20 protein-coding genes and 2 pseudogenes are annotated in these 25,989 nt (G+C 70.4%); 10 read left to right on the top strand and 12 right to left on the bottom strand.

Features of this window, described 5'->3' with window-relative positions:
- Nucleotides 1-970 precede the first annotated feature (970 nt).
- The 5 genes from ACZ6I1_RS31650 to ACZ6I1_RS31630 all read left to right on the top strand — a co-directional run bounded on the left by ACZ6I1_RS31650 (nucleotide 971) and on the right by ACZ6I1_RS31630 (nucleotide 6,174).
- Nucleotides 971-1,555 carry a helix-turn-helix transcriptional regulator gene (locus tag ACZ6I1_RS31650; RefSeq protein ID WP_469292338.1) on the top strand — a complete coding sequence of 195 codons (585 nt, stop codon included), beginning with the start codon at nucleotides 971-973 and terminating at the stop codon, nucleotides 1,553-1,555.
- Nucleotides 1,556-1,651: 96 nt separating this feature from the next.
- The gene (locus tag ACZ6I1_RS31645; RefSeq protein WP_469292337.1) at nucleotides 1,652-2,254 is read left to right on the top strand and encodes a toxin-antitoxin system, toxin component; all 603 of its coding nucleotides are present in this window, start codon (nucleotides 1,652-1,654) and stop codon (nucleotides 2,252-2,254) included.
- On the top strand, nucleotides 2,254-3,408 hold the full coding sequence (locus ACZ6I1_RS31640) for an MAB_1171c family putative transporter (protein WP_469292336.1): 1,155 nt from the start codon (nucleotides 2,254-2,256) through the stop codon (nucleotides 3,406-3,408). The genes ACZ6I1_RS31645 and ACZ6I1_RS31640 overlap by 1 nt, the downstream gene beginning before the upstream one ends.
- 133 nt (nucleotides 3,409-3,541) lie before the next feature.
- The gene (locus tag ACZ6I1_RS31635; protein ID WP_469292335.1) at nucleotides 3,542-4,747 is read left to right on the top strand and encodes a DUF6545 domain-containing protein; all 1,206 of its coding nucleotides are present in this window, start codon (nucleotides 3,542-3,544) and stop codon (nucleotides 4,745-4,747) included.
- Complete coding sequence (locus tag ACZ6I1_RS31630) at nucleotides 4,744-6,174, top strand: NAD(P)/FAD-dependent oxidoreductase (protein ID WP_469292334.1); 1,431 nt, start codon at nucleotides 4,744-4,746, stop codon at nucleotides 6,172-6,174. The genes ACZ6I1_RS31635 and ACZ6I1_RS31630 overlap by 4 nt, the downstream gene beginning before the upstream one ends.
- 97 nt (nucleotides 6,175-6,271) lie before the next feature.
- On the opposite strand, the gene ACZ6I1_RS31625 is transcribed toward ACZ6I1_RS31630, so the two are convergent.
- The 5 genes from ACZ6I1_RS31625 to ACZ6I1_RS31605 form a co-directional block, all read right to left on the bottom strand.
- Complete coding sequence (locus tag ACZ6I1_RS31625) at nucleotides 6,272-7,702, bottom strand: hypothetical protein (protein ID WP_469292333.1); 1,431 nt, start codon at nucleotides 7,700-7,702, stop codon at nucleotides 6,272-6,274.
- 875 nt (nucleotides 7,703-8,577) lie between these two features.
- Nucleotides 8,578-8,847: a hypothetical protein gene (locus tag ACZ6I1_RS31620; RefSeq protein ID WP_469292332.1), complete on the bottom strand. Its 270-nt coding sequence runs from the start codon at nucleotides 8,845-8,847 to the stop codon at nucleotides 8,578-8,580.
- Between the two features lie 61 nt (nucleotides 8,848-8,908).
- Complete coding sequence (locus ACZ6I1_RS31615) at nucleotides 8,909-11,359, bottom strand: N-6 DNA methylase (protein WP_469292331.1); 2,451 nt, start codon at nucleotides 11,357-11,359, stop codon at nucleotides 8,909-8,911.
- A 203-nt stretch (nucleotides 11,360-11,562) separates the two neighbouring features.
- Nucleotides 11,563-12,621, bottom strand: a complete 1,059-nt coding sequence (locus tag ACZ6I1_RS31610; protein WP_469292330.1) for a hypothetical protein — start codon at nucleotides 12,619-12,621, stop codon at nucleotides 11,563-11,565.
- 684 nt (nucleotides 12,622-13,305) lie between these two features.
- Nucleotides 13,306-13,530, bottom strand: coding sequence for a hypothetical protein (locus ACZ6I1_RS31605; RefSeq protein ID WP_469292329.1), 225 nt, complete (start codon nucleotides 13,528-13,530; stop codon nucleotides 13,306-13,308).
- Between the two features lie 484 nt (nucleotides 13,531-14,014).
- Between ACZ6I1_RS31605 and ACZ6I1_RS31600 the strand changes: the two genes are divergently transcribed.
- Nucleotides 14,015-15,334, top strand: coding sequence for an eCIS core domain-containing protein (locus ACZ6I1_RS31600; protein WP_469292328.1), 1,320 nt, complete (start codon nucleotides 14,015-14,017; stop codon nucleotides 15,332-15,334).
- A 272-nt stretch (nucleotides 15,335-15,606) separates the two neighbouring features.
- On the opposite strand, the gene ACZ6I1_RS31595 is transcribed toward ACZ6I1_RS31600, so the two are convergent.
- The 3 genes from ACZ6I1_RS31595 to ACZ6I1_RS31585 all read right to left on the bottom strand — a co-directional run bounded on the left by ACZ6I1_RS31595 (nucleotide 15,607) and on the right by ACZ6I1_RS31585 (nucleotide 16,967).
- Nucleotides 15,607-15,789, bottom strand: a complete 183-nt coding sequence (locus tag ACZ6I1_RS31595) for a hypothetical protein (RefSeq protein ID WP_469292327.1) — start codon at nucleotides 15,787-15,789, stop codon at nucleotides 15,607-15,609.
- Between the two features lie 37 nt (nucleotides 15,790-15,826).
- Nucleotides 15,827-16,186 (bottom strand): hypothetical protein, encoded by a 360-nt coding sequence (locus ACZ6I1_RS31590; protein ID WP_469292326.1) that lies wholly within the window; start codon nucleotides 16,184-16,186, stop codon nucleotides 15,827-15,829.
- A 217-nt stretch (nucleotides 16,187-16,403) separates the two neighbouring features.
- Nucleotides 16,404-16,967, bottom strand: coding sequence for a dihydrofolate reductase family protein (locus ACZ6I1_RS31585; protein ID WP_469292325.1), 564 nt, complete (start codon nucleotides 16,965-16,967; stop codon nucleotides 16,404-16,406).
- A gap of 188 nt (nucleotides 16,968-17,155) precedes the next feature.
- On the opposite strand from ACZ6I1_RS31585, the gene ACZ6I1_RS31580 reads away from it, so the two are divergent.
- Both ACZ6I1_RS31580 and ACZ6I1_RS31575 read left to right on the top strand, forming a co-directional pair.
- Nucleotides 17,156-17,806, top strand: a complete 651-nt coding sequence (locus ACZ6I1_RS31580) for a GNAT family N-acetyltransferase (protein ID WP_469292324.1) — start codon at nucleotides 17,156-17,158, stop codon at nucleotides 17,804-17,806.
- A gap of 12 nt (nucleotides 17,807-17,818) precedes the next feature.
- Nucleotides 17,819-17,875, top strand: a pseudogene (locus ACZ6I1_RS31575) (nitroreductase family protein); the annotation flags it as partial.
- A 66-nt stretch (nucleotides 17,876-17,941) separates the two neighbouring features.
- Here ACZ6I1_RS31575 and ACZ6I1_RS31570 read toward each other — a convergent pair.
- The 3 genes and pseudogenes from ACZ6I1_RS31570 to ACZ6I1_RS31560 all read right to left on the bottom strand — a co-directional run.
- Nucleotides 17,942-18,316 (bottom strand): annotated as a pseudogene (locus tag ACZ6I1_RS31570) (DUF1877 family protein); the annotation flags it as partial.
- The gene (locus ACZ6I1_RS31565) at nucleotides 18,313-18,816 is read right to left on the bottom strand and encodes an allene oxide cyclase barrel-like domain-containing protein (RefSeq protein ID WP_469292323.1); all 504 of its coding nucleotides are present in this window, start codon (nucleotides 18,814-18,816) and stop codon (nucleotides 18,313-18,315) included. The gene ACZ6I1_RS31565 and the pseudogene ACZ6I1_RS31570, both read right to left, overlap by 4 nt.
- Before the next feature lie 158 nt (nucleotides 18,817-18,974).
- The gene (locus tag ACZ6I1_RS31560) at nucleotides 18,975-20,087 is read right to left on the bottom strand and encodes an ABC transporter substrate-binding protein (protein WP_469292322.1); all 1,113 of its coding nucleotides are present in this window, start codon (nucleotides 20,085-20,087) and stop codon (nucleotides 18,975-18,977) included.
- A 791-nt stretch (nucleotides 20,088-20,878) separates the two neighbouring features.
- Between ACZ6I1_RS31560 and ACZ6I1_RS31555 the strand changes: the two genes are divergently transcribed.
- Nucleotides 20,879-24,226 (top strand): hypothetical protein, encoded by a 3,348-nt coding sequence (locus tag ACZ6I1_RS31555; RefSeq protein ID WP_469292321.1) that lies wholly within the window; start codon nucleotides 20,879-20,881, stop codon nucleotides 24,224-24,226.
- Nucleotides 24,227-24,341: 115 nt separating this feature from the next.
- Here the strand turns inward: ACZ6I1_RS31555 and ACZ6I1_RS31550 are convergent, their stop codons facing one another.
- Nucleotides 24,342-25,118 carry a helix-turn-helix domain-containing protein gene (locus ACZ6I1_RS31550; protein WP_469292320.1) on the bottom strand — a complete coding sequence of 259 codons (777 nt, stop codon included), beginning with the start codon at nucleotides 25,116-25,118 and terminating at the stop codon, nucleotides 24,342-24,344.
- 232 nt (nucleotides 25,119-25,350) lie between these two features.
- On the opposite strand from ACZ6I1_RS31550, the gene ACZ6I1_RS31545 reads away from it, so the two are divergent.
- Nucleotides 25,351-25,989, top strand: a 639-nt coding sequence (locus tag ACZ6I1_RS31545; RefSeq protein ID WP_469292319.1) for a DUF4097 family beta strand repeat-containing protein, incomplete at its 3' end; no start/stop codon positions are given.

Raw genomic sequence — 25,989 nt, 5'->3', positions numbered from 1 at the left:
TGACGCGGGTCTCGTACTCGCGGCGGGCCTTGTGTTGGGCCGGACCGCCGGAGCGCCCGGGCGCCGTCGAGCGGTTGGCAGCAGGTGAGGGAGCCGGGGGTGCACGGTCGGGACGGCTGTGACAGGCAGGGTGTAGCCCCTGGCCGCGCCGCATCACCGGGCGGAACCCGCACGGGTACCTGGACACCGTCCTGCTCGCGCATCACCGAAGGCCTGGGCGGACGACACCGCGCGGCTTGCCGCTCCCCAGCGGCAAGGCGCTGGACGTCGTCCATGGGCTCATCCGGAGGAGTCCGGTGGCTCGAGCGCTCACGGGGCGCGTGGGCAGCACGAGTTCACTCTTCGCCAGCTGGCCGGTGCAACGGGCAGGGGCCGCGGTTATGCTGCTCGAGAGCACGCGTGGTCGCACACACATGCCACACCTCCGGGAATGGATTCAGGTCCACGATCCGGTGGTGCGATGACTCGGGCGAGTCACACCGGGTGGCCGTTCCTCCGTCGCAGGAGGGGCGGCCATCCGCCCTTTCGCGGTGGTGCAGCAGCCGGTCGCAAGGGCGTCCGCATCGCTTGGAAAGATTCGGTCCGTCAGGTGTCGGTCAGGCAGGGGCGAGCAGGCCGGACACGCAGGCCGTGCCCGTGATCGTTTCGATCACGAGTCAGGATCCTGGTACGTGCACCACACCCCTGTCAACGATCATTTCAGGACATGAAACGATCATTTCATCGTGCCGGTGGCGTCACTCGTCCATCAGCGAGCTCACGAGACGGCCGGACGAACCACACCTGATCTGCTGGTTCGTGGCGGCTGGCGTCCCTCGTCCTTCCGGAAGACCCGGCATCCGCTTGCAACGGTTCCAAGTCGAGGATCGTTTCAGTTGTGGAATCGATCGTCGCTCTGATCTAGTGGTTGCGCAGGTCGGAGCACTATCCTCCAGCAGCCGCACTGCCACCAACCCCGCCAGGAGACATCGTGACCGACGAGGGTGACCCGCATCTGAAGAGCCTCGGTCTCCTTGAGCAGTTGGTCGAGGAGGCCGACCTCGACTGGGCCGCGGTCCTCGACCCGGTCCCCCTGTCGATGAGTACCGGCCTGCCGGTCAGCGTCGTGCGGGCGGGACTGACCCGGCGGCCCATGCCCCAGACCGACTTCCAGCAACAGGTCGCCGAGCGGCTGGCGTTCCTCCGCGAGACCCGCCTGCGCCCGGACGGCGGCCAGTACTCGCAGGGCGAGATCGCCGCCGGAGCCGACGTGACCCCCCAGTGGGTCGGCGAGCTCCTCAAAGGACGCAAGGTACCCAGCCTGGAACTGGCTGCCCGGATCGAGGACCTTTTCAAGGTTCCCAGGGGCTTCCTGACCGCGACCCCCTCCCAGGCGCTCGCCCGCGCCCTCGAGGAGAAGCTGGCAGACGAGCAGGCACGGCAGCTCTCCGGCCTCCGCGAGCTCAAGGAGAAGTACAAGCTCCGGTCGGTTGCCTTCCGCGGCGCGCCGGAAACCCTGGCCGCGATGCAGGACCTCCTGAACCTCATCGTGGACGACCAGCAGCAGACGCAATGACCCGTCACCGCCAACGGCGCGGAGGGTTACGGATCGGTGGCATTGCTCGCGGTGCGCAGGTGAGGAGGCAAGGGTGGGGAGGCAAGGATGGGGATCGTGAGGAAGCGCAGGGAGAGTGCGCGGCTGGAAGAGGAAATGGTCCGGCTGTGCGATGAGTTGTACGCGGGCCTGGGCGAGCCCGCCCCCAAGGACATCGATGACCTGATCGACCGCATCGCGGGGTACCTGAGCGAGTACCGGGGTGATCCGGCCCGTCCCGTACGGATCGTGCGCCGGGACTTCCCGCAGGGTCTGGGCCCGGTGTCGGGTCTGTGGCTCGACCGCGAGACCGAGGACGTCATCGTCGTCGCCAAGAGCACCAGCGCGTTCCACGCCCTGGTCATCCTGGGCCACGAGATCTGGCACATGGTCCGCGGGCACTGCGGCACGCACGTCCTGGGCACGCAGGTCGCCACGCGCCTGCTCGGGCTCGGAGACGAGCTCCTCGACGCCGGCGACCTCGGCGAACTCGGCGACCTCGACGAAGCGCTGCGCCTGGTTGCCGCCCGGACCCACGCCGTGCCCGGCGACGAGGCCGAGGCCGAGCAGTACGGCCGCATGATGGGCCGTCGCTTCCGGCACCTGGTGGAGTTCGACCCCGCGCAGCGGATCCTGGAGGGTCCGGCAGCCAGGATCCAGGCTTCTCTCGGCGATGGCTGATGAACGGCTCGGACTACTACATACCGGCCGCCGCCCTCGCCGCGGGCTTCCTGGTGAAGTTGCCCGGCCTCGTCCGGCGGCGGCACGACCCCATGGTCAGGGCCATCGCCGGCCTGCTGTTCATGGCCAGCGCCGGATTCGCCTTCGCCGCGCCTCCCACGATCACCGTGGTGAACCGCACCGTGGGGATACCGAACGTCTCCGGGCCGCTGGTGTACGCGATCCTCAGCGTCTTCAACACCTGCTGCATCATCCTGCTCGCGTACTGGCGTGAGGGGCTCGGCAAGGAGGTCCAGCGCCGCGTCCGGCGGTGGGTCGCCGCCTGCGGCACCGTCATCCTCCTGATCGTCGTGGCCTTCGCCCTGGGCGACGCGCCGGTGGAGCGGCTGCGGGACCTCGACACCCACTACGCGTCCACCCCGTGGATCCGTGAAATGATCGTGGTCTACCTCTCCTGGCACCTCGTGGTCGGCATGGTCGTGCCGACGATGTGCTGGCGGTGGTCGCGCACCGTCGACGGGTGGCTGCGGGCGGGCCTGCTGACGCTCGTCGCCGGATTCGCCTTCAGTACCGGCTTCGGCGTGGCCAAGGCCGCCGCCGTCGCAGCCCGCTGGACCGGCGGGAACCTCGACTTCCTCAGCACAGAACTCGCGCCGCCGCTGGCCGGTATGGGCGCCGTCCTGACCACCGCCGGATTCCTCCTGCCGCAGGGCAGGCGGGCCGTTGCGGCCTGGGAGGCCTGGCGGACCTACCGGTGGATGCGTCCTCTGTGGCACCGGCTCCGCACGCTCACGGGCCTGCCCGCCACCACCTCCTGGCGGGGCCCCCTCGCATCCCGGCTCTTCGACCGCGAGACGGACATCCACGATGACCTGCTGGCCCTGGCCCCGTACTGCGACGCGCAGACCATGACGGCTTGCCGCGAAAAGGCGGTCGGTGAGGGAGCCAGCCCCGACGACGCGTGGGCCATGGCCGCCGCCACCATGATCGCGCACGCCATCGCGGCCAAGGAGTCCGCCGTCGAGATCGGCGAGGAATCCCAGGAGTCGGGAACTGCCGCCCTCGGCGCCGTGCTCAGCACCGGACCCCGGGGAATCGCCCGTATCTCCCGCCAGTACGGCGCCCTTCGACACCACACCGTGGCCGCCTCATGAGAAAGACACCCCCAATGAATGGCCCCCGCCTCCCCCAGGCCCGCAACGTCGCGCCGTCAGCCCCCCGGTGCGCCCCCCTCTGGTCCGCCGCCCAGAACGCGCTCCCAGACGACCCCGGTCAGCAGGTCGCTTCGTGAGCAACCCCAACGGCGTCGCCTTCTACATACCCGGCGCCCTCCTCTTCGTGGCCGGCTGCCTGAAGCTGCCTCCGCTGTGGCGCAATCCCAAGGACGAGCTGCTGCGGTCCGTCTGCATGCTGCTCTTCGTCGCCGCCGGGGTCTTCGCCGTCGCCGCGGTGCCCTCCATCGCCGCGATCAACCGCATCAGCGGCCTCCCGAACTTCGCCGCCCCGGTCGTGTACGCGATCCTCACGGCGTTCTCCGGGTCCAACCTGGTGCTCATCATCCGCTGGAGCAGCGGACCCGACAAAGCCGCGCAGGCTGCCCGGTGGTCCCGCTGGTGCAACTGGGCCACCCTCACGGTCATCGCGACGCTCTTCGGGCTCTTCGCCCTCGGCGACGCCCCCGTCGAACGGCTGGTCGACCTCGACACGTACTACGCGAACACCCCGTACATCCGCGAAATGATCGTCCTGTACCTGGTCGCGCACACCACGGCCGCGGTCACCATGACCGTGCTGTGCACCCGCTGGGCACGGGTGGTCCACGGCCCGCTGCGCGCCGGGCTGGTCCTGATCGTCATCGGCTACATCCTGAACCTGGTCTACGACGCCCTGAAGTTCACGGCGGTCGGCGCACGCTGGACCGGCCACAACCTGGACCACCTCAGCTGGCCGATCGCGCCGCCGATCGCGGCGGTTTCCGCCCTGCTGATCGGCATCGGCTTCGTGCTGCCCCTGCTGTCGCAGCGGCTCATCAACATGGTCAACCCCTGGGTGCGGTACTACCAGCTGCAGCCCGCGTGGCGGGAGCTGCGGGTCGCCACACAGCACAGCATCAACCTGGCCGGCGGCCTGTGGACCCCGATGGAGGTACGGGTCTGCCAGCTCGAGTCGGACATCTACGACGGGATCCTGACCCTCCACCCGTGTCTGGACCCCGAGATCCACGCCGCCGCTCTGCGCGAGGCCCTCGCGACGGCGCGGACGGACGAGGACGCGCACGCCGTCGCGGACGCCGCCGCCCTGGCCCACGCCCTCGTCGTGTGGACCAGCAAGACACCCCGACAGGGCACCGGCGCCGACAGGGCGACCGACGGACCGCTGCTCACCTCCGCCGGCGGCATCGCCGGCCTCGTGCGGCTGTCCAAGGCTCTGTCGAAGTCCCCCATCGTCCGAGCCACCCGCGAGGCGGCGGTCCTAGAAAGCAGCATCCGATGATTCAGCAGCCCACCGGCGCGGCCCGCGTCCTCATCCTCGGCGGCAGTCTCGCCGGTACCCTCGCGGCCGCGGCCCTGGCACCGCACGCCGCCGAAGTCCTCATCGTCGAGCGGGACAAAGCCCTCCCCGACTCCGCGGCGCCCCGGCCCAGACTTCCCCAGGCCGCCCATGCCCACATGCTGTGGGCGGGCGGCGCCGACGCGATCGAATCGCTGCTGCCGGGCATGACCGACACATGGCTGAAGGCCGGGGCGCACCGCATACCGATACCCACCGGCATGGTGTCCTTCTCCCCCGCGGGCTGGTACCGGCGGTGGACCGAGACCCACTACCTCATCGGCGCCAGCCGGGACCTGATCGACTGGGGCGTACGCACCGCTGTCCTTGCCCTCCCGAACGTCTCGGTGCGCACCGGCATCACCGTCACCGCCCTGATGGGGACCGCCTCCAAGGTGACCGGTGTCCGGGTGCGGGACGAGCACCACGAGGAGAGCGAGCTCACGGCCGACCTGGTCATCGACGCCACCGGCCGGGATTCCAAGGCTCCCGAGTGGCTCACCGCCATCGGCGCGCCCGAGGTCCCCGAAACGGTCGTGGACGCCGGCGTACGGTACGCCAGCCGCCGCTACCGGGCCCCCGAGGGCGCCGAGTCGGACTGGCCCGTCATCCACATCCAGGCCGACCCGCGGGAGGGCAGGCCCGGCCAGGTCGTCTCGATCATCTCGATCGAGGACGGGCAGTGGCACGTCAGCCTCTCCGGCACCCGCGGCGGCGAGCCCAGTGCCGACGAGGCCCTCTTCGAGGACTTCGCCCGCGGCGTCCGCCACCCGCTGGCCGCCGAGTTCCTGGCCCGCGCCGAGCCCGTCAGCGACGTCGTCGTCTACGGCCGCACCGCCAACCGGCAGCGCCGGTTCGAAAAGGTCGCGATGCCGGCCGGGTTCGTCGTCGTCGGCGACGCCGCCACCAGCCTCAACCCCGTCTACGGCCACGGCATGTCCGCCGCAGCCCTCGGCGCGGTGGCCCTGCGCGACACCGCCGCCAGGATTTCCGTGACCGCACCGAGGTTCGCCGCCCAGGCGCAGAAGGCCGTCGCGCGCCCGGCCGCCGCGGCATGGCTGCTCGCCGTAGGCCAGGACCGCTTCTATCCGAGCGCCATCGGCAAGGCTCCCACCTTCGCCGACAAGGTCGCAGCCCGGTACGTACACCGGCTCAGCCACACCGCCATCGGCAACTTCCTCGTCGTCAAGGCACTGACCGACGTGATGACGATGAAGAAGCCGGCCACGGTCCTGGGCCACCCCGACGTCCTGCTCGCGGCTGCTCGCGGCCTTCGCCGGCCCCTGCTCGACGGACCGCAGCTGACCCCCAGAGAGCAGAGCATCCTCGACCGGGAACCCCGGCGGGCAGCGGAGCCGACGAACCTGTGACGCGCGGTACCAGCCGCCCCAGGACGGCGTCGGGCGGACTCCGGTAGCCGCCTGACGAAGACGGGCCCCTTCCCGGTATCCCCGGGGGGCCCGTCCGTCACCGCCGCGCCTGCGCGTGCTCGCGCGCCGCCGCCGGCCCTTGCAGGGCATCCTCCTCGAGGGCGAACTCCGCCGCCCGGCGCCGTACGGCTTCCTGCGCCTGAGCAGCCGCCTCCCGGCACTGCGGGCACAGCCCACTGCGCGGCCCTTCACCCCGGCCGGGCCGCCGGCAGGAAGGCTCCACGCACTCCCAGCGGCCAAGCCGGCCTGCCACCTGGCGCGCAGCAGGCACCGCCGCACGTCCACGACTTCGCCGGATCCGGTGCCTTTCGGGGCACGCGTGGCACGGATGCCCGTCGTCGACGTCCTCACCGTCTTCACAGCGCGGATTCCCGCAGTGATTGATCCTCAGCAGTTCGCTGACGACAGCCGGATAGCTGACGATCTCGCCGTCGCGGTGCTTCTGCGCGTATCCCCATGAATGCCAGCGCCGCGCGACCCGGCGGGCGAGCTGCTGCGCCGTGCGCTGCTCCGGTCCGGCGCCCAGCAGATCGAGGATCACATCCCGGACCACCTTGGGACGGTGGGCGGGCATGGCGCCCGCCAGCTCGGGCGGATAGCCCTCCTCGACCGAACGCACGGCACGGGCCTGGACCTGCGTCATACGGACCTGGCCCTTGCCGACACCCGCCCACTGCCGAGGCGCCTGGGCGCCGTTCGCCGCGGCCCGGCCGCCCGTCGCGCGCGCCCTACTACCTGTAGTAGCCCTCCGGGCGTCACCGGCGCTACGCGCCGAAGGCGCCTGGCTCTCGTTGTCCTTCTTCTTGTTAGGGCTTCTTGTGGTTACCGCCCCGGACTCAGGGGGGACGTCAGCCCCCCGCTGAGGGGGAACATGACCCCCTAACCCGGGGTACGCACCCCGCCCGTCTCCCCCCATTCGAGGGGACACGGGCTGACCTGCGGGCCTGCTTTCGCTGGCGGCCTCGATACCTGCGCCTTCCAGGACGGCCTCTGCGTAGGCGTGGCCGAGCCGGTCGTAGAACTGGCCCAAGGAGCGTGGACCGCTGTAGTCGGCGGGCGGGGTCCTGCGCAGCTTGTAGACGTTCTTGTGCTGCGGACCGCGGCCGTCGGGGACCTTGATGACGGTGACGGCACCGATCCCTTCGAGCTCCCGCACGAACTTCGTGATCTTGTCGCCTCGGGAGTAGCCCATCAGCAGGGCGAGGATTTCGGTGGTCGGCCATACGTAGCGGTCGCCGCGGCGGCGGTTGAGGTGGAGAGCCAGGAGCCAGTACAGCTCCTTGGCCTTCGCATCGATGTCGGCGAGGCCGATCCAGTGGCCGAGCTGGACGTAGGGAAGCTCGTCCTCTGCTTCGACCTCGAACGGGTCGGAATCCTGGGCCCGGACGGCGGCGAGCATCGCCGCGACGGCGCGCATCCGCGCGTCCGACGATCCGGCCTCCGGCGCAGGACGGGAAAAACTGGTCACGTGGCAGCCCCCTGCGGGCGAAAGAGGGGGCCTCCCGTCGCGGAGAACGCGGACAGAGGTCCAAGACAGCGCTCAGACCGTATGAACAGGTTCCTGGCGGTAGGCCGGCGCGGTCGCAACGCGCCTGCTGGAGCACCCTCAGGTGGATTCGGTTGTGGTGATGCGTTGATGGGCGAGTCAGATGTTGCGTGTGCGCGTTGCCCCTGTCGCAAGAGGAAACGTGCCGTTGTGTCAGGACATCGAGAGGGCTGGAGGAGGCGGGTGGCGGGGGCGGTGAGGCCACTGGCCTTCCCCAACCCATACGCCGCTCACCGAGCGCGCACCCCCTCACCGTCTACCTGATCTGATCACGTCACCCTAGTTGCGGTCGCTCGGGTACGCACCCTCCGCCGTGAGGAAGTTGGCGGCAAAAACCACTCGTCGGATTCAGGCGCGCGCGACACGCACCACGGGGTCGGCGCGGCAGCGCCGTGTGGGCACCATGCGTCGATCGCGGGGAGCGCCCCGGCGCGGACCACGCCCGAGTGCCTGCTCCACATCCCGCGCGGTGCTCCTCTGCCGACGTGGTCCGGGTCCTTGTAGCGTCAGGGCCGGGGGATGAAAAGTCCTAGGTTGTACGGACGGGGGTCCGGGGCCAAGGTCCATCCCCGCGTGCGCGGGGAGCAGGACGGTGATGGCGTCGAGTTCGACCCCGAGCGGGGTCCATCCCCGCGTGCGCGGGGAGCAGGCTGACTGACCTGGCACTCTATGAGGCGAGCGCAGCACTTTCGAGCACTTTCGCCGAATCCGGCAATCGCGCCATAGCGGGATATGAGTGTGGTCCGCTCACGCCGCTGGCCGAGTCATGCCACGTTGCGACCACGACGGGAACGTGGCTATCGGCGTTTCCTGAGCTCCCGGACCGCAGGAACTGCTGCCAGGCACAGTGCGACCGCCGTGGCGAAGCCGGTGCCGCCGGAGCGGACGACCGTGGGGAGGCCGCCGCCCGCGAGGCTTTCGACCAGGCCTGCGGACAGGGCGATGACCAGGGCGAAGAGGAACATGCTCAGCAGCCAGAGCGCCCAGACCGGCTGTACGCACTCCGCGTGCACATCAGGGGCGGTGGTCGTGGGTTGCGTGGTCGTGGGGTCTTCGGAGGCGGTCACGGAAGGGTCCCTTTCATAGGATGCGGCGGAGCAGGCAGAAGGAGAAGCAGAAGCGGAAGGCTCAGGAGGGCGTCGGCGTCGGGTTCATCGCCCATTCCGCCAGCAGGCCGCGCTCTCGGGTGACCGCTGCTGCGAGTTCCCGGTGCGCGCGGGCCTGTTCTTCCAGGCCCGCCAGCAGCCCGGCGATGCGGCGCTGCTCGGGCAGCGGAGGCAGCCGTACCTCCAGGCGGCCGAGCGTGCCGGTACTGATCGACGACGCCGCGGTGGCCGCCGACCGATCCTCGACCCAAGCGAGCACTTCCGGGCGGCTGAGCCAAGCGAGCAAGTAGGCGGGATCGACTCCGGCGTCCTTGCGCACACGCAGCCGGGTCAAGTTCGCGCTGGGCAGCCAGCCCGCCTGTTCGGCCCTTACGATCGCCGGCGGGGCCGTCTTGCCGGCCCGTACGCACACGATGTCCCCGGCCTCGAGCTGGAAGTGCGCGAGGCGACGCGACAGCTGCCACGAGATGCGCTCGTCCCCCGTGTCCGTGACGCGCCCTTCCCGCAGATGCCGGGGGAACACCACCGGCACGTCGCCGGCGGCGCTGCGGTCCTTCGTACCCAACTGGGTGAACGAAGGGCCGGCCTTGATCTCACAGAGGGTGGAGAGGTCCTCCGTGCGCCAGTCGGCTTCATGCATCTCCCCCGGCCGAGTTCCATGGCGCAAGCCGTCCGCGTACTCGTCCGCCTCCGCACTGCGCGCCCGTAGCGCCGTCACCTCGGACCGGGCCTGCTCCTGCGGCGAGGCCGCTCCGGGGCCGCGCTGCTGCTCGCGTGTTCGCTCGTTGCCGCGCGCCGCCGGGCGGACGTGGTCCACGGGATTGAGTGAGCAGACGTGATCGAGCAGCACCTCACGGCCCACCAGTGCACTCGGCACGCCCGGCACGGTCCCCGGATCGATCCCCGGTGGCTGCGGCGCGTTGAGGGGATCGCGGCGCCGCCGCTGCGAAGCAACGTGCGCCAAGTACGTGTCGAGAAGGGCACGGGCTGCGTCCTGCTCGAGGACCGAGCGCGGCCCCTTCCCCCTGGTGCCGAGCCGGCGCGCGTCGAGGAACAGCACCTGGTCGCACGGTTCGCCCGGGTGGCGTAGCAGCCACACGGACACGGGGACCGCGGTGCCACTGAACAGCCGGGCGGGCAGCGCGATGACGCACTCCACGACCCCCGCCCTCACCATGGCCTTGCGGATGGCGGTCTCGGCGGCGCTGTCCGAATTGCCGGCCTTGGTGGGCATCACCATTGCGGCCCGGCCGCCCTCCCGGAGGGCGGTCAGTACGTGCTGGACGTAGGCGAAGTTGTCGTTGTCCAGCGGTGGTGCGCCGTACGGCCAAGGCCCCGTACGGCGCGCCTGCCCTGCCGAGTTCTTCATGTTGAACGGCGGATTGGTGAGGACGATGTCGGCCCGGCCGGCTGTTTCCAGGCCGCTGGCCCACGGTTCCCGGCGCTCCAGGCGTACCCCGGCCTGGACGCCGTGCAGGGCCAGGTTGAGGGACGCGAGGAGCCCAGCTGCTTGGACGGTCGTTTGCCCGAACACCTTGAGCGGTTGGCTGTCGGGCTGCTGCCTGCGCAGCCCCTCGACGAACGCGAATGCCTCCACCAGGCCCTCTCCGCCGCGAACGTACGGATCGTAGGCGGTGCGGGGCATGCGGCGGCAGGAGCTGCCCGCGAGGCCCGCCATCAGCCCGACCACGCCCTTCGGTGTGAAGAACTCACGGCTGCGCAAGCGTCCGTATGCCTCGTACTCCTCGATGATCAGCTCGAAGGCATTGCCGTCGAGCTTGGCCACCAGCCTCATGACCTCAGCCAGGACGCGTACGTTCCGAGGAATGAGGTCGGTCAGCGACTCCGTGAAGTGGGGCAGCATTCCGAGGCGCTTGACCTCGGCGTCCACCTCCCGGCCGATGTACTCGAGCAGCTCGCTCCCGGCGCCCCCGGCGGCGTCGATCGCCGCCGCCCTGGCCCGGAGCTCGCCCCAGCGTCCGCCGGATGCGGTCCGCAGGTAGTGGAGCCCGAGGAGAAGGTGCAGGTAGTTCACCATCGATCCCGGACCACGCGCCTGATCGGCCAACGGCCCCATCAGCGCGTGCACCAGGTACCGGTTCGCCGACTCGCTCGGCTCCTGCGCCGCTGCCGACGGCGGCGGCCGGTCGGGGAGCTCGGCGATGTCGAGGACGAGCTGCCGGGTTTCCGTCTCGGCCGGGGCGAGCGAACCCCGGGCCCGGTGGCCATAGGTCGCGTCGTCCCCCTCCCCCTGCCTGCGCAGGTGGAGCGGGACCCTGCGGTCGTCGAGCCAGCGCAGCACATCCGACTGGCGGAAGTAGGCCGTCCCTCCTGCCTTCCTCGGCGAGGGAAAGTCGGGAGAGCGCCGCTCCCACATGGTGACGGTCGGCCGCGTCACATCGGCCAGCTCCGCGATGCGCGCCCGAGTGATCTGGGGGTCGTCGTCGTACTGCGGCGTAAGGCTACTTCCCATGCTGCTGCTCCCCTTGAAGTACGCCCGTCGGGCGGCTCGTTGTCGCAAAGGTACGGGGAAGATGACCGCTGAGTCCTGTGAGTACTGGGAGTACTCACAGGGCAACTTCACTTACACAGCCAGCCCAGCAGGCGAACCAAGGTCTGTTCACTCACTCTGCTGACCGAGAAGCAGCCATATCCCTACGGGGACATCCACTCCAACTACGCAAGGGGCTTAACACCTGATGTGCGGGCTGCGAAGGCCGCTCGGCCCTCGCCGGCCCCGCCCACGTGTGAGCAGATGGACCACAGGCTGTACAGGGCCTCCCGTGCGCGCTGTGCCGGACGGGACCCCGGCTCGACCGACCACCGAACGCTGTTCCACTCCACGAGCATCGCCCCGGCCATGCGCGCCTGCCGCGGAGCACGCACCTCGTAACGCCGAAACCGCCCCTCGGAGGCCACGGTGTACATGGCGCTGAGGTCTTCGAGCACGAGCTCCCGGAAGTGCAGCAGCTCGGCGTTCGTGAGCCCCATCAGCGCGTCGAACCGTTCCTCGGCGTTGGTCTCCTGCCGGACCGAGAGCTGCTCCGCGTGGCAGATCGCCGCATGCATCCATGCGGCGCGCGACTGGGCGGGCGGTCCGCCGAAGGCCATGGCCGCTTTGAGGTCTGCCATGGCCGACGCGTCTTCCTCCGGAAGGCAGTCACGGTTGAGGGACGTGAGTACCCCGTCCACTCGGGCATCGAGCTCATCACGCGTGGCCCCTGCCAGGTCCGGGAGCCGCCTGAGGTTCGCCCGCATCTGCCGTACGTGCTCCGCGTCCTGCCGCATCTCCAGGGCGGCTTCGGTCTGTGCCCAGTTGAAATCGGCCGGAAGCTCGTCCCGCCACTCGGCGGCCACCGCGTCGAACGCCGCCTGCTGCTCATCCCGCCACACCGCCCGCGAGCCGAAGTACACCTCGGCCAGCGCGAGCTTCAGGGCCTCGGTCGGTACGAAGGGCAGCGGCACTTCGGCGAAGAAGGCCAGGAGGAGGAGATCGGACGGGGACATGCGCGGGTGGAGCTGGTCGCAGGCGGCCAGGCACAGCACTTGCACCGCGGTCTCCGGCGGGTAGACCCGCCGCGACCCGCGGCGACCGCCGAGGTAGAGGGGCGTCGGTTCAGGCACCAGGCCGTGCTTCCGCCAGGCGGCGAGACGGGACGCCTTCAGCGGGAATCCCTGCTCCCGACAGGCCTCCAGGAGCTGCCGATCGGCTTCACTCGGGGGTGTTCGCGTCATGCAGCCAGGCTAGAAAACAGCCCGTCCCAGCGACCGTCCACGAACTGGGGGGTGCAACAGCCGGGAAGGCCCTGCGGCGGGACGAGCGTGCAGCGCTGGCCTGAACGTCTCCGTGGACACAGATTCCGCACAACGGAAACCGGCTCGGAAGCCTGGACACCGTGCGCACGCAAAGATCGGCTCGCGATCTTCTCGGGCAGGACATCGAGCGACACGTGCGGTGCGCTTGGCCCAGTGGGCAAGGCACCTCGAGGGTGAGACCTTCGTCGGCATGTATTCACATGGGAGTCCGACAAGTCCTATTGGACGACCGGCGACCCCTCCGACAGGACCGGTTACGAGGTCGAGGCGAACCTGGCTGCGGTCATGAGAGATGAGAGGGCGTCGGTCACTCGTATGTAGACAGGTGGGGGGCGAAGGCTGTGGCCACTGCTGGGGGCCATTCTGATGACACAGGGGGCGGCCGTGGGATGCAGTCCGGCGAGCCAGCCTGTCTTGGCTGTGGAGCGCACCGAAGGCAGAGGGATCCGGTTGCTGGTGGCTCGGTGTCCCGACACGGAGTTCGGCAGCCTGTCGGTGTACTCAAGGCAGGGCAGCCGTCCCGGGGATGGAGGGTGCGTCGAGACGGGGCCACAGGACTGCCGGGACACATCGACCTGTTCACTGCTCCACCGGGATACACCGTCATGGATTCGAGCCTGCAAGAGCTGAGTGATTCAGGAGGTGGGTGCTGCCGGGCTTGGAGCTGACGGCGACCGCGCCGTCGGGGAGGACGGCCAGGGTCGTCACGTCGCCCTCCGGTATGGCCGACGGGCTGCCGCCCGGCACCGCCTGTCCGAACACGGCGGTGGCGGTGGGCTTTCCGTCGGGGCTGTGGCGGGTGCTCAGCTGGTAGCCGAAATTCTGCATCCTCTCCGCTGCCACCGACACCGCGTGAACACCGGCCTCGGGAGTGGTGGGCCCGTCTGTTGGGCTTGTGGATTAGGGCTAGTAGGACGGTCCTGGCAGGCCTGCCTGAATGGCTCGACGCCGTCCGGCAAGACGGTCTGCCATCCCCGAGACGTCCATCTCGATGAGCGCGCGCCGGTGAGCTCTGTGTCGATGATGACGCTGTGGTGGCGGCCCTTGCCGGCGCACCACCCTGGCGAGGTCGTCTGCACGACCGTCGGTGGGGTCGCGGGCGGGCGGCCCAGTCTCTTCAGCCACGAGCTTTCAGACGTCAATGGGGCCGACATGCATCCGTCGGTGTTGACGGACCTTCACCTCAGAGGGTCCGTACCCGCTGACGCCCGTTCGGTCCGTCAACTGTGCCCTTTGATACCTGGAGCCGGAGCCGCGGCCCGGGTATCCAGGGAGAGCCACATTTCTTGGATTCTTGGTAGAAGAGGTTGTCATGCACAGTCAGGAAGGCGCTGAGAGGACCGGCGTGGAGAACAGGCCGGCCCGGGCCCGCAAGCCTGCGGGTGCCGGCGCAGGGCCGCTCGCCGGGCTCCTTGCCCTGCAGAGCAGTGTCGGGAACGCGGCTGTCGTCCAGATGCTGCGGGCCGCCGGCCACCTGCCTGCCCAGGACCGGCACCAGCACGGTGCCGGCTGCGGTCACCAACAGGCCGAACAGGTCCCCGTGCAACGCGCGGCCGTCCAGGATGTGTTGCGCGCGGCCGGCCAGCCGCTGGACAGCGCCACCCGTGCCGACATGGAAGCCCGGCTCGGCGCCGATTTCTCCGATGTCCGCATCCACGACGACGCGGCCGCGAAGGCCTCGGCCGCTGAAATAGGCGCCCGCGCCTATACCTCCGGCCATCATGTGGTGATCGGGGAAGGGGGCGATGACAAGCACACCCTCGCTCATGAGCTGACACATGTCATTCAGCAGCGAAAAGGACCGGTCACCGGGACAGATGGGGGAAATGGGCTTAGTGTGAGTGACCCCATGGACCACTTCGAGCGGGAAGCCGAGGCCAATGCGACGCGTGTGATGCAGCAGGCACCTTCCGAGGGCGCGGTTCAGAGAACGGATGAGCCGCACCGCAGCCCGTCAGTCAGTCACCCTCCCGGTTCGGAGATGCATGGCCATGGGCTCCCGGTTCAGCGCATGCTCAAGCGTTCTGATTTTTCATCCACCACCACGCGCGCTATTCCCCTGCAACCGGGCCAGCATCGGCGACATGTGATCGATCACGCCCTCATGAAGGATGCGTTGGCCGGCTGGTGGACCGCACACAGCGGGAACGCGGCCAACCACATCCAGCTTCAGGATGTAAGCAGCGTACAGGCCATGCTGAATACGATGAACAACAACATCAATAATCTTTGGCCTGGCGACGGCCCGGACAACAGTGCAATCGGCATGCTGTCCCATCACCTGACACCGCAAATCAATGACATCCAGAGCAGAGGGCTGGTCGGTCAAGCCGCATACGACGTCATAGACAACTACCACGGCTTTGATACGGCTCAGCAGGCAGTACTTGCGAGGCCGCTCTATGCTGCAGTGCTGGGCATGACCGACACCCGCCAGATTGTGGCATATCTGCGCGAGCTTCAGTCAAATGCCGGGCTCGATCTCCCTTCCGCGACAACGGGAGCCGATTTCTCCGAGTGGGAACACCTCTTCAACAGGTTCGACCATCTCCGGAGGAACCCGACACACTGGAGCGAGGGCGATGTCCTGGATTTGTTCGATAACTTCATGAATTGCCCGGTAGCCAGGTAGCCGGAAAGGCCAGCCGGGGGGCGACGCAGCGGTGTCGGCCGCAAAGCCTCCGTGGACACCCGTCCGCGCGCAGGGAGCGCCCGGGTCTTACTTCCTTGACGGCCCGGCAGCCACTCCTGGCGTTCTTCGTGGACGTCTCCTTCCGGCCGCCCCGCGAAGAACGCGGACACCGGCTCCGCCACCGTCCGGCTGAAGGCGAGGGCATCCGCGCCGGCGAAGCCGACTTCATCGTCGCCAAGCACCGCATCCAAAAAGCCGGACTCTCTGGGAGATCAGTCCAGCGGGGGCCGGGGACCGGCGAGCAGACGCTCGGCCTCGGTGACGATCGCTCCGGCCAGCTGCTCGCGTGTGCCGTGCCGGACCGCCTCCCAGTCGTTGTACGCATCGACCGTGTCGACCAGCGGCCGAAGCGACCGAGGCCGGGCCAGTGCGCCCCAGCCCTCGTACGTGGTCACGTCACCGCCGGCCCCGCGGCCAGGCTCCCGTTCACGATCAGCCGGAGCCACCAGCGCACGAGGTCCCAGCGTGCCGCCTCCGACTCCGATTCGACTTCGAGGACCAGTGCTGTAAGAGCTGGTGCGGGTAGTGCTGTCGGCCGATCAGGCGCTCCAGTGCCAGCATTCGCAGACACTCGACAGCCTCCTGCGCGCTGACGGCGTAGGGGGCGTACGGGGTGGGAGCGGCGACTTCGGTGCCGGAACCGCCGTGGACGAAGTACGACCAGGAGTCGACGGTCGCGTGGGCGGGGAGGCTGCCGGCCCGGCCGGTGAACTCGGTTCGTATGTAGTCGGCGAGGTCGTTCCCGTAGACGATGATGTCGGTCTGGTGGCGGACAGTACGGGGTGGCCGCATTCGCCCGCCGTGCCGGGCAGGTAGCGGTGGCTGTAGACGGGGACCAGCTGTGGAACGGCCGCCCACTCGGACCGCGCGATCCGCAGCGCCTCGGATGTCCCCGGGGGTCTCGGGCTCCAGTCGGGGTACCAGAAGCCGTCCGCGTCGAACAGCACACCCTCGGGTCGCCGTCCACAAGGCACATGCCCGGCAGGCGGTCGAGTTGCGTGACGGGCGTTCAGCGCCTCGTCTCGTACCTGGTCAGGATCACGCCGCAGGGAAGCGTGCGCGTCTCCACCAGGTTCAGGTTCCCCCAGCTGTCCAGCGCGGTGAAGAACGGCGTGCCGCCGCCCACCAGGACCGGCGCGGTGGCCAGCACGTACTCGTCAATCAGCCCGGCCCGCATGGCCGCCCCGGCGAGCGTCGCGCCGCCGATGTCCATCGGGCCGCCGTCCTCGGCCTTGAGCCGGGTGATCTCGGCGACCGCGTCGCCGCTGACCAGGCGGGTGTTCCAGTCGACCTTGTCGATCGTCGAGGAGAACACCACCTTCGACATGTCCCGCCAGCGGCGCGCGAACTCGATCTCCGCCGGGGTGGCGTTGGGCTGTTGGTCGCCGGTCGGCCAGTAGGAGCTCATCGTCTGCCACAGCCTGCGCCCGTACAGCGACAGGTCGGCCGCCTGCAACTGGTCGGACCAAAACTGGAACAGCTCGTCGCTCGGCACGCTCCAGCCGATGTCGTCGCCGGGCGCGGCGATGTAACCGTCCAGGGTCAGGTTCATGCCGTAGATCAGTTTCCGCATGGCGCCAGCCTTTCGTAAGTCGGTCTCACGCGGACAGACCGGCGCGGCACGGGAAACTCATCGGTCACAGAAGATGCCGAGATCGCCCTGCGGTGAAAGGGCTTGACCCGATGGGACCTGCGCTGATGATGTAACGATCCCTACCGGGAGGCAGTTATTACATGTAGCTCATGCGTGAAGGGGGAACCATGGACGAGGTGCAGCTCACCGGTTGGGTGAAGCAGTGGATCGACGGGTGGGTCGTCTCGCGGGGTGCGGCCGAGCCGGTCGGGGAGCCGTGGGGGTGGACCATCGCCGTGGGGCTGTCGAAGGAGGTGGCCCGGCATGTGGTGCCCGTGCCGGTGGAGGGCGACGTCCGCACGCTGGCCGCCACTGCTCCGCCGGCCACCTGGCTCAAGCTCTTCGCACCGGACGAGGTGGTGCGGCCTTGGGTGGGGGACGAGTGGGAGGCGGGCGTCGCGGGCTTCCTGATGACCCTGCCGCTCACCCCGGCGCCGGCCGGGCCGCCGCCGGCCGGGTACACCGTGACGTCCTGGTGCCGGGGCGGAGTGATCAAGGTCCTGGTGCGCGCCGGGGACGGGCGGCTGGCCGCGAGGGGCCAGGTGGGCCTCGCCGGCCGCACCGCGGTGGCCGACCAGATCGAGACCGCCCCGGACCAGCGGCGCCGGGGGTTGGGCGCCCTGGTGATGCGCACGCTGCAGAACGCCGCGTGGGAGGCGGGGGCGCGAGACGGGGTACTGGTGGGCACGCCCGACGGCAGGGCCCTGTACGAGGCTCTGGGCTGGACCTTCCGCTCCCCCATGGCCAGCCTGGCCCGCCGGGCGACCGGAAATGGCTGATGGTGACGTGCAGTGCTGCTGCTCGAAGCAGCCAGGTGGGCACCCTCCGCTGGGAACACCCAGCCGTGGGGGTTCCTCGCCGCGCTCCCAGACGATCTGCGGGTAGACGTTCGCGGCCGCCAGTTCGGCCGGGGTGACGCCGGCGGTCAGTACGTCGGGCGTGTGGGCCTCGAGGGCTTCGGCAGCGTCGCGCACGCGGTCGGCGGTCAGCAGGCGGGGCGGGCCGTAGCCCCAGTCGTGGCCCTCCGGCCATGGCATGTCCGCCTCGCCGAACACCACGTCCACGGGGAATCCGCGCCGGGCCAGAAGGAAGTCGAGGGCGTGCCATGCCTTGTCCGTGTCGTGCAGACGGGCGGCGGCGCCGGGGTCGTTGTCGTCGTTGTCGTAGAGGGCGTGCGTGTGTTCCGTGGCCCACGGCCGTGGGCGACGCGGCCGGACGGGCGGACGACGGCGCCGCCCCGCGCTGACGGGAGCGCGGGCGGCGCCGTCGGCGTATCGGCCGTTGGTCAGGGTTCGAGGTCGATCGTGAAGCGCCTCGTGCCCGGAGCGATCGTTTCGGCGTGGACCGAGCCACGGGCCCGGTCGAATTCCCCGGTGCCGCCCGTGATCCCGTTGTCGAACGACGGGGGCGGGCCCGGGTTGAGGTGGCCGAAGACCATGCCCTGCACGGAGAGCTGGCCGCCCGGGAGGGTGTAGGTCACGACGCACACCTCCGCTCCGCCGTTCTCGACCCGGGTGGTGGTGCAGGTGCCGTGGGTCTCGCCGACCTCCTTGCCGGCCTTGTTGAAGAGGATCGAGCGGAAGACGGTCCGGTCACCCTGGGCGGGGGCGCCGCCCGGGTTCACGGGGAAGCGCGTCTGCTCCGCGAGCCGGCCGGTGAGTGTGATGACCCGGTCCCTGTCCTTGGGGCCGGAATCGGTGTCCGCCGCGACGGCCGCGACGGGGGCGCAGAGGAGGAGGCTGACCAGCGCAGTAGCCGTGCCGAAAGAGGCTGCTCTGATGGGGCGCATCGCGTGGCTCCTGAGGTGTGATGCTCATGGAAGGTCCGACCACGCATACATATCCTCGGCCGTGCCGCCGCCCGGAGCGTCCCGCGCCGACCCACCGGCAGATCCGACCAGTCGGACCAACCTGCCGGAGGGGCGGCGGTCGGGGCGTCGGTGCCGGCTCAGCCGGTGTGGAGGATACGGAAACGGTCGGGTCGCGCCGGATCCCGGTCGGCGACCTGGATCGGCGGCCGGGCCGACTGCCACACGCTGATGCCCGGCATGCGGGAGAACCGGATCTGCCCGCGGGTGCCGTCGACGCTCACGCGCGGCCAGGAGTCGGCCATGCTCGCCCGGTCCGCGCCGTGCGAACGCAGCACGTCGGCGAGGACGGCGATCGTGTCGTAGCCCTCGAAGGCGACGAAGGAGGGCGCTTCGGCGAGCTGCTCGCGCAGGGCCGTCTCGACGCGTACGCCGAGTGGGCTCAGGCGCTCGGGCAGGTAGCGCAGGAAGGGGATCGCGGCGCCGTCGTCGCCCAGCAGCGCCGCCCATTCGGCGAACTCCGGCTGCCCGGCCGGAGCACCCGTCAGGATTCCGGCGAGGCGCTCGTCGCCGCGGACGGCCTTGACGATCGACACGGCCGGCTCCGGTTGGCCGACCAGGAGGAGGAGGGCTGTCGCCCGGTGGTGGACGAGTGCGTCGCACACGGCCGCGGGGGTGAGCGCGCTCGTGTCGAGTTCGATGACGGTGCCGCCGCGGGGAGTCAGGTGGTCGCGCAGGATGCGGGTTCCGGCTGCCCAGTAGACGCTGGGCTGGGTGGCTACGGCGATGCGGCTGTGGCCCGCGCCGAGGAGGAAGTCCGCGTACGTCTGCCAGCCGCGGGACTGCGGCGGGGAGAGCCGCGCGACCCATTGCGTGGGCTGTTCGGTGAGCGCGTCGAGAACCGCTGACGAGCAGAGGAACGGCAGGCCGAGGGCGTCGGCCCTGGCGGCGGCGGCGCGGGCGACGACGCTGTGGTACTCCCCCGCCAGGGCTGCCACGCCCAGGGCGGCGAGTTCGTCCACGGCCGCCTGCGCCCGCTGCGGATCGGCGGCGGTGTCCCGGACCACGAGCTCGAGTGGTCTTCCGGCGATCCCGCCGGATTCGTTGAGTTCGCGTACGGCCAGTTCCAGTCCGGCGAGCAGGTGCCGGCCCGCCTCGACCCAGCCGGGCCGGGTGAGCGGGACGAGAGCGCCGATCCGGACGGACGGCCCGTCAGTCCGCGCTGCGGTGAGCGGCGATGGTGGCGTAGTCATGCGCAGGCGTCTCCCCTGTGACGATTCTTCGCTTGCGGGCGCGCCGGGGCGGGCGCACCCGGGTGGCCGTGCCGGACATTGCATCCACCGCCGGCGCCGGGAGGCAAGCCGTTATCCGTTCGAGCGCTCCGCGCGCCGCCGCCGGTCGCCTGCACCCCGTACCCGCACTCGTTCGGGCGAAAAACCCGAGGGTGACCTGTCCGGCGCGGAAACGGGGCGGGCCATGGTCTGTTCGGAGAAGACCGGTTCGGCGGAGGGTGTGGAACGACGTGTATGTGAGGCGTATCGGAACGATGCTGGGCGCGGCCGCGCTGGCCTTGCTGACCGTCCCGGCCAACGCCCATGCTGCGGCGGTCGCTTGTGGCGGGGGTACGTCGACCGGCCGGGTGGCCGTCCATGGCTGCATCGGTGTGCGGTCCCGTGAAGGTTGAGATCCGGGTGCATGCGCGGGCCGACGGCGCTGCCTGGAGCGGCTGGTCTCCGGCCTCCACGAGGCAGTGCCAGACCTGAGCGCCCGGGTCGTGTGCCTCGTACGCGGCCGGCCTGCCGGGGTCGCGTGCCGTGGAGAGCCCGACCACCTCGGCGACCCGCCCGCTCCAGGCCGGTTCTGTGGGGCGGTCGGGGTTCCGGCACGAAGGGTTTGCGCACCGCGCGGGGAACTGCTGTACGAGCGGGTGATCGCCGTTGTTATGCTCCGTCACGTTCGGAGGGGGACCGCGTACGAAGAGCCAGGCCGACCTGCCCGCGTGAGTGGCTGCACGGGGCCGGCTCCGCGGTGTGCCCTTCCTCCCGTGCTCGCCCATGAGAGGGTGGTTGTGGACCCGACCGTACGACGTTCTTCTCGGCTGCGCCGAGGGCTGGGAGCCGCCGCGCTGGCCCTGGTGACCGGTGCCGCGTCGCTGACCGCGGCCCTGCCGGAGGCGTTCGCCGCCCCGGCCGCCGGCAGCGCCGGCAGCGCCGGGGAGCTGGTGCTCCCCGCGGCCCCGCGCGGCCTTCCGGCCCGGGACCAGCTCTTCGTGGCCGGCGACACCGGCCTGCTGCACGCCCGCGAGGGCAGCGACCAGTTGCTGTGGACCCGGTACGACACCGGTGCCACCACCGACACCGGGTTGCGGCTGCCCGCCCCGATCAGTGCGGGTCTGGAGGAGGGCGAGCCGTCGCGGGGCTACCGGGGGACCCCCGACCACCGCTACGGAACCTCCTCCGACACCGTGGCGGTCCCGCGGGAGGCGACGGCGGGGGCGCCTGCCAGGGTCCACCTGTACGACCTGGCCACCGCCCGGCCCGTCGCGCTGGGCAGCGTGGAGATCCCGGCCGGGCAGAGCTACTACGCGACGTACGGGCGCACCGTGGTGACCTTCGAGGGCAGCGCCTCCAGCGTCACCGGCTGGTACCTGAACCGGCTGGACGGCGGCTCCACGGTCCGCACCAAGGTGGCGCTGCCGGCGGGGGCGGTCCTCGAGTCCTCGGTGCACGACGGCGACCAGAACGCGCTGATCCTGCGCCACCGTCTGGACGACCTCAGCCACTCCGTCCTCGTGGACATCGTGACGGGGCAGACCACGGCGCTGCCGGACGAGGCGGAGTACGCGGCCGCGCACACCTTCCGGCTGGCGAAGGGCAGGGTGCTGCGCACCAGCGGCCAGAGCACGGTGGACGTGCTGGACCGGGCGCAGCCGCACACCGTGCTGAGTTCCGATTCCGTCTCCCACAACCCGGCGGAGGGCGAACTGCGGCTGCTCGGTGGCTGGGTGGTCGCCACGCAGTCCGGTGCGGGGACCACCGGTGACAACCGGGGGCGTCCGCTGAGCTTCACCGGCATCGGCTCGAACGCCGGCGTCTTCGAGTACCTGCTGCAGCTGGCCGACACGCAGTTGCTGCCCGCGCCGGACGGCTCGCTCATCGCGGTCGGCAGCCCGACGGCACCGGCGTACGGCACCCAGCCGGAGACCGCCGTGCACCGGCTCACCTCGGACGGCACCGCCAAGCCGCTGGCCGGCCGGCTGGTCGAGGTCCCGCCGGCGCCCGCGACCGTCTTCGGGCTGTCGATCGGCGGCGGGGTGCTCACGACCGCCTCGGACACCGTGCACTTCCAGCCGGGCGACATCACCGGCGCGTTCCGCAGCTACCGGGTCTCGAACGACGCCACCCCGGTCAAGACCTTCGAGAACCTCGACGGCACGCACACCATCAGCAACTGCTTCAGCCACAATGCGGGCTGTGTCGGCATCCGGTCCACCGGGGACGGCCGCTACCTGGAACACGAACCGGTCATCAGGAAGGTGGCCGCCATCCGCAAGGCCGCCAGCCGGGACTGGGCCGGCAGCATACCCGTCGGTGACCTGAACGGGCTGCAGACCGCGGACGCCGCGGGCCGCTACGTGGTCCTCGCGCAGACCGCGTACGGCAACTGGACGTCCAACCACCAGGTGATCGTCGGCGATCTCGACGCGCGTGCCCAGGTGTTCCAGACGAAGGCGACCGGCGTCGCCGTGCAAGGTGACACGCTGTGGACCTCCAGGCAGGGCGACACCACCGTCTACGCCACCGACATACGGGGCGAGATGGACCGCGGCACCTTCACCACGCCGTGCCCGGCCACACTGCTGGAGGCCGTCGGGCGCTTCGTCAGCTGGGGCTGCCAGGACGACCAGGGCACGGTGCGCACGAGCGGGGTGTACGACACGGTGACCCGCCATACGCTGTCGGTGCCGGTGCAGACCGTCGGCTGGTCCGACGTGACCTGGGGGCGGGAGTCGCTGCTCGGTGACGGCTATCTGGTGCGCCAGGACAAGGCCACCGGGCGGCTGCTGCTGCTCGACTTCCACAACGGGATCAGGGTCTCGGGCGGCGAGAACACCGTGCAGGTCCGCACGCTCGCCCAGGGCGAGGAGTGGAAGGGCTTCCGCCGGCCGAACCGGTCCTGGGCCGTCGACCGCACCGGCGCGAACATCGTCTGGACCGATGCCGACGGGCAGCGCATCCACGTCGTGAACAACGGCATCGCGGCCCCGCAGCCCGGGGACCGCTTCACCGCGCTGTCGCCGGCGCGGCTGCTGGACACCCGTGAGGCCCTCGGCCGTACGGGGACGGATCCGGTGGCGGCCGGCGGCGAGGTGTCGCTGCAGGTCGCGGGGCGGGCGGGGGTGCCGCAGTCCGGTGTGAAGGCCGCCGTGCTGAACGTGACGGCGACCGACGCGAAGTCCGACGGCCACCTGACCGTCTGGCCGTCGGGCACCACCCGGCCGGACTCCTCCAACCTGAACTGGACGGCCGGGCGCACCGTGGCGAACCAGGTCGTGGTACCGGTGGGTGCGGACGGCAAGGTGAACCTGCGCAACGCGGGCTGGGGCACCGTCCATCTGATCGCCGACGTCTCCGGCTACTACTCGGCGGACGCCGGCGGCAGCACGTTCACCGCGGCGGGCCCGGCGCGCCTGCTGGACTCGCGGGCGGGGGTGGGCCGGCCGGGCACCACTGCGGTGCCGGCCCGCGGGGAGGTGACGTTGCAGGTCGCGGGGCGTGGCGGTGTGCCGCAGAGCGGTGTCAAGGCCGTGGTGCTGAACGTGACGGTGACGGACGCGAAGGACGCCGGGCACCTGACGGTGTGGCCGTCGGGCGGCGAGCGGCCGAACTCGTCGAGCCTCAATTGGGCGGCGGGCCGGACCGTGCCCAACCACGTGGTGGTGCCGGTCGGCGCGGACGGTGCGGTGAAGCTGTTCAACGCGAGCTGGGGCTCCGCGCACCTGATCGCCGACGTGTTCGGCTACTACTCCGGTGAGCAGGCCGGTGCCACCTTCCACTCCGCCGGTCCGAAGCGCGTACTCGACACCCGGTCGACGGGCGTGGTGCCGGCGCGGGCGAGCACCGTGCTCGACCTCTCCGGCAGCCCGGAACTGGGCGGTGCCAGGGCGGTCGTGGTGAACGTGACGGTGACCGATCCGAAGTCCGACGGGCACCTGACCGTCTGGCCGTCGGGCACCGCCCGTCCTGACTCGTCCAACCTCAACTGGACGGCGGGCAGCACCGTGGCGAACCTGGTGACGGTGCCGGTGGGCGCCGACGGCAAGGTGGAGATCGCCAACCTGGGCTGGGGCTCCGCCCAGGTGATCGTCGACGTGTTCGGCTACTTCGCCTGACCGGGCGGGCCGGGTGGCCCGTAACCGGAGAGACCCGTAACCGGGAGGCCCGTGAGGCCCGTGATGCCGATGGCGTCACGGGCCTTCCGGCTTTTCAGGGCCGGGGTGCGGGGCGTCAGGGGGCCTCAGGGGCCTCAGGGGCCTCAGGGGTGTCAGGGGTGTCGTCGGCGGGAGTTGCGGGTTTCGTGTAGAGGATCTCGCGGGCCTGTTCCGCGGCGCGGGTGATGCTTTCGCCGACGAAGTCGACGAAGCGGGCGATGCCCTCGAGGCGGGCGGCGGCCGGGGTGTCGGGGCCGAGGATGCTGACGCCCTGCCGTGCGGTTTCGGCGAGTTGGGCGTTGGCCCGGGCGCTGGCGACCATCGACTGGTACCAGAGCTCGTCGTCGACGACGTAGCGCTCGCGGCGGCGTTCGTCACGTTCCCGGCGGATGAGGTCGCGGCTCTCGAGGAACGTGATCGATTTGGAGATGGACGCCGGGCTGACCTGGAGGCGCTGGGCGAGCTCGGACGCGGTGAGGCTGCCCGCGTCGGTCGTGTAGAGGCACGTCAGCACCCGCGACATCATCTTGGGCAGGCCCGATTGCATGAGGAGGGTGGTGAACACCTCCTCGTACGCGCGTACCGCCTCGGGGTCCCGTCCGTGGGCGTGCGGGGGCGCCGCCGCCTGCGGTCCTCGGGGTGCGGCCTGCTTGCGGCGGTGGGCGCGCTGTTCGGTGGCGCGGTGGGCCAGGTCGGCGCGGTAGGCGGTGGGGCCGCCGTTGCGCATCACCTCACGCGTGACCGTCGAGGTGGGCCGGTCGAGGCGTCTGCCGATCTCCGCGTAGGCGAGGCCGTCGGCCAGGCCAAGTGCGATCTGCTGGCGTTCCTGCTGGGTGAGCCTGCCTCCCGGCATCGCGAGCTCCCTTCGTACGTCTTCCTCGTCTTCTGATGCCCCATCATAGCGTTTACTTCCCATCCAATGCAACGAGTGGGAGAGGTGCGTTGCGTTGAATTTACGAACGTTGCAACGATTTCATGGCTGTGAGCTGCGTCAATGTACTTTCTACGCAACGAATATGTTGCTGCGTCAGTGAAGGCAACGTAGCGTTTGCGATGTCAGAAACAACCAGCAGCAGGAGAGCGTCATGCAGAAGTTCGACACCCCGGCCCCGGTTTCCGTCGTCCTGGACGTCCCGGCGGGGCGCATCCAGTTCATCGCGGCGGACCGGGCGGACACGACGGTGGAGGTGCGGCCGGCGAACGCGGGGAGCGGCCGGGACGTGAAAGCGGCGGAGCAGACCACGGTCGCCTACGCGGACGGTGTGCTGCGGATCGAGGCCGCGCCGGCGAAGAACCGGATCCTGGGCCACAGCGGATCGGTCGAGGTCACCGTCCAGCTGCCCGCCGGCTCCCGCGTCGAAGCCAAGACCGCCGCCGGTGAACTGCGCGGCGTCGGACGCCTCGGCGAGGTCACCCTCGAAGCCGCACAGGGCGCCATCAAGCTCGACGAAACCGCGGGCGCCCGCCTCACCCTCCTCGCCGGCGACATTTGCGTCGGCCGCCTGACCGGCTCCGCCGACATCAGCACCCAGAAGGGCGACATCCGCATCACTGAAGCCACCCGCGGCACGCTCACCCTGCGCACCGAGGCCGGCGACCTGTCCATCGGCGCCGCCCGCGGAACCTCCGCCACCCTCGACGCCGCCACCACCTACGGCCGCATCCACAACACCCTCAACAACACCGACGGCCCCACCGCCCCCCTCACCCTCCACGCCACCACC

It is taken from the genome of Streptomyces sp. NPDC046303, from assembly GCF_055588085.1.
This window is presented reverse-complemented; position numbering and strand designations above follow the sequence as displayed.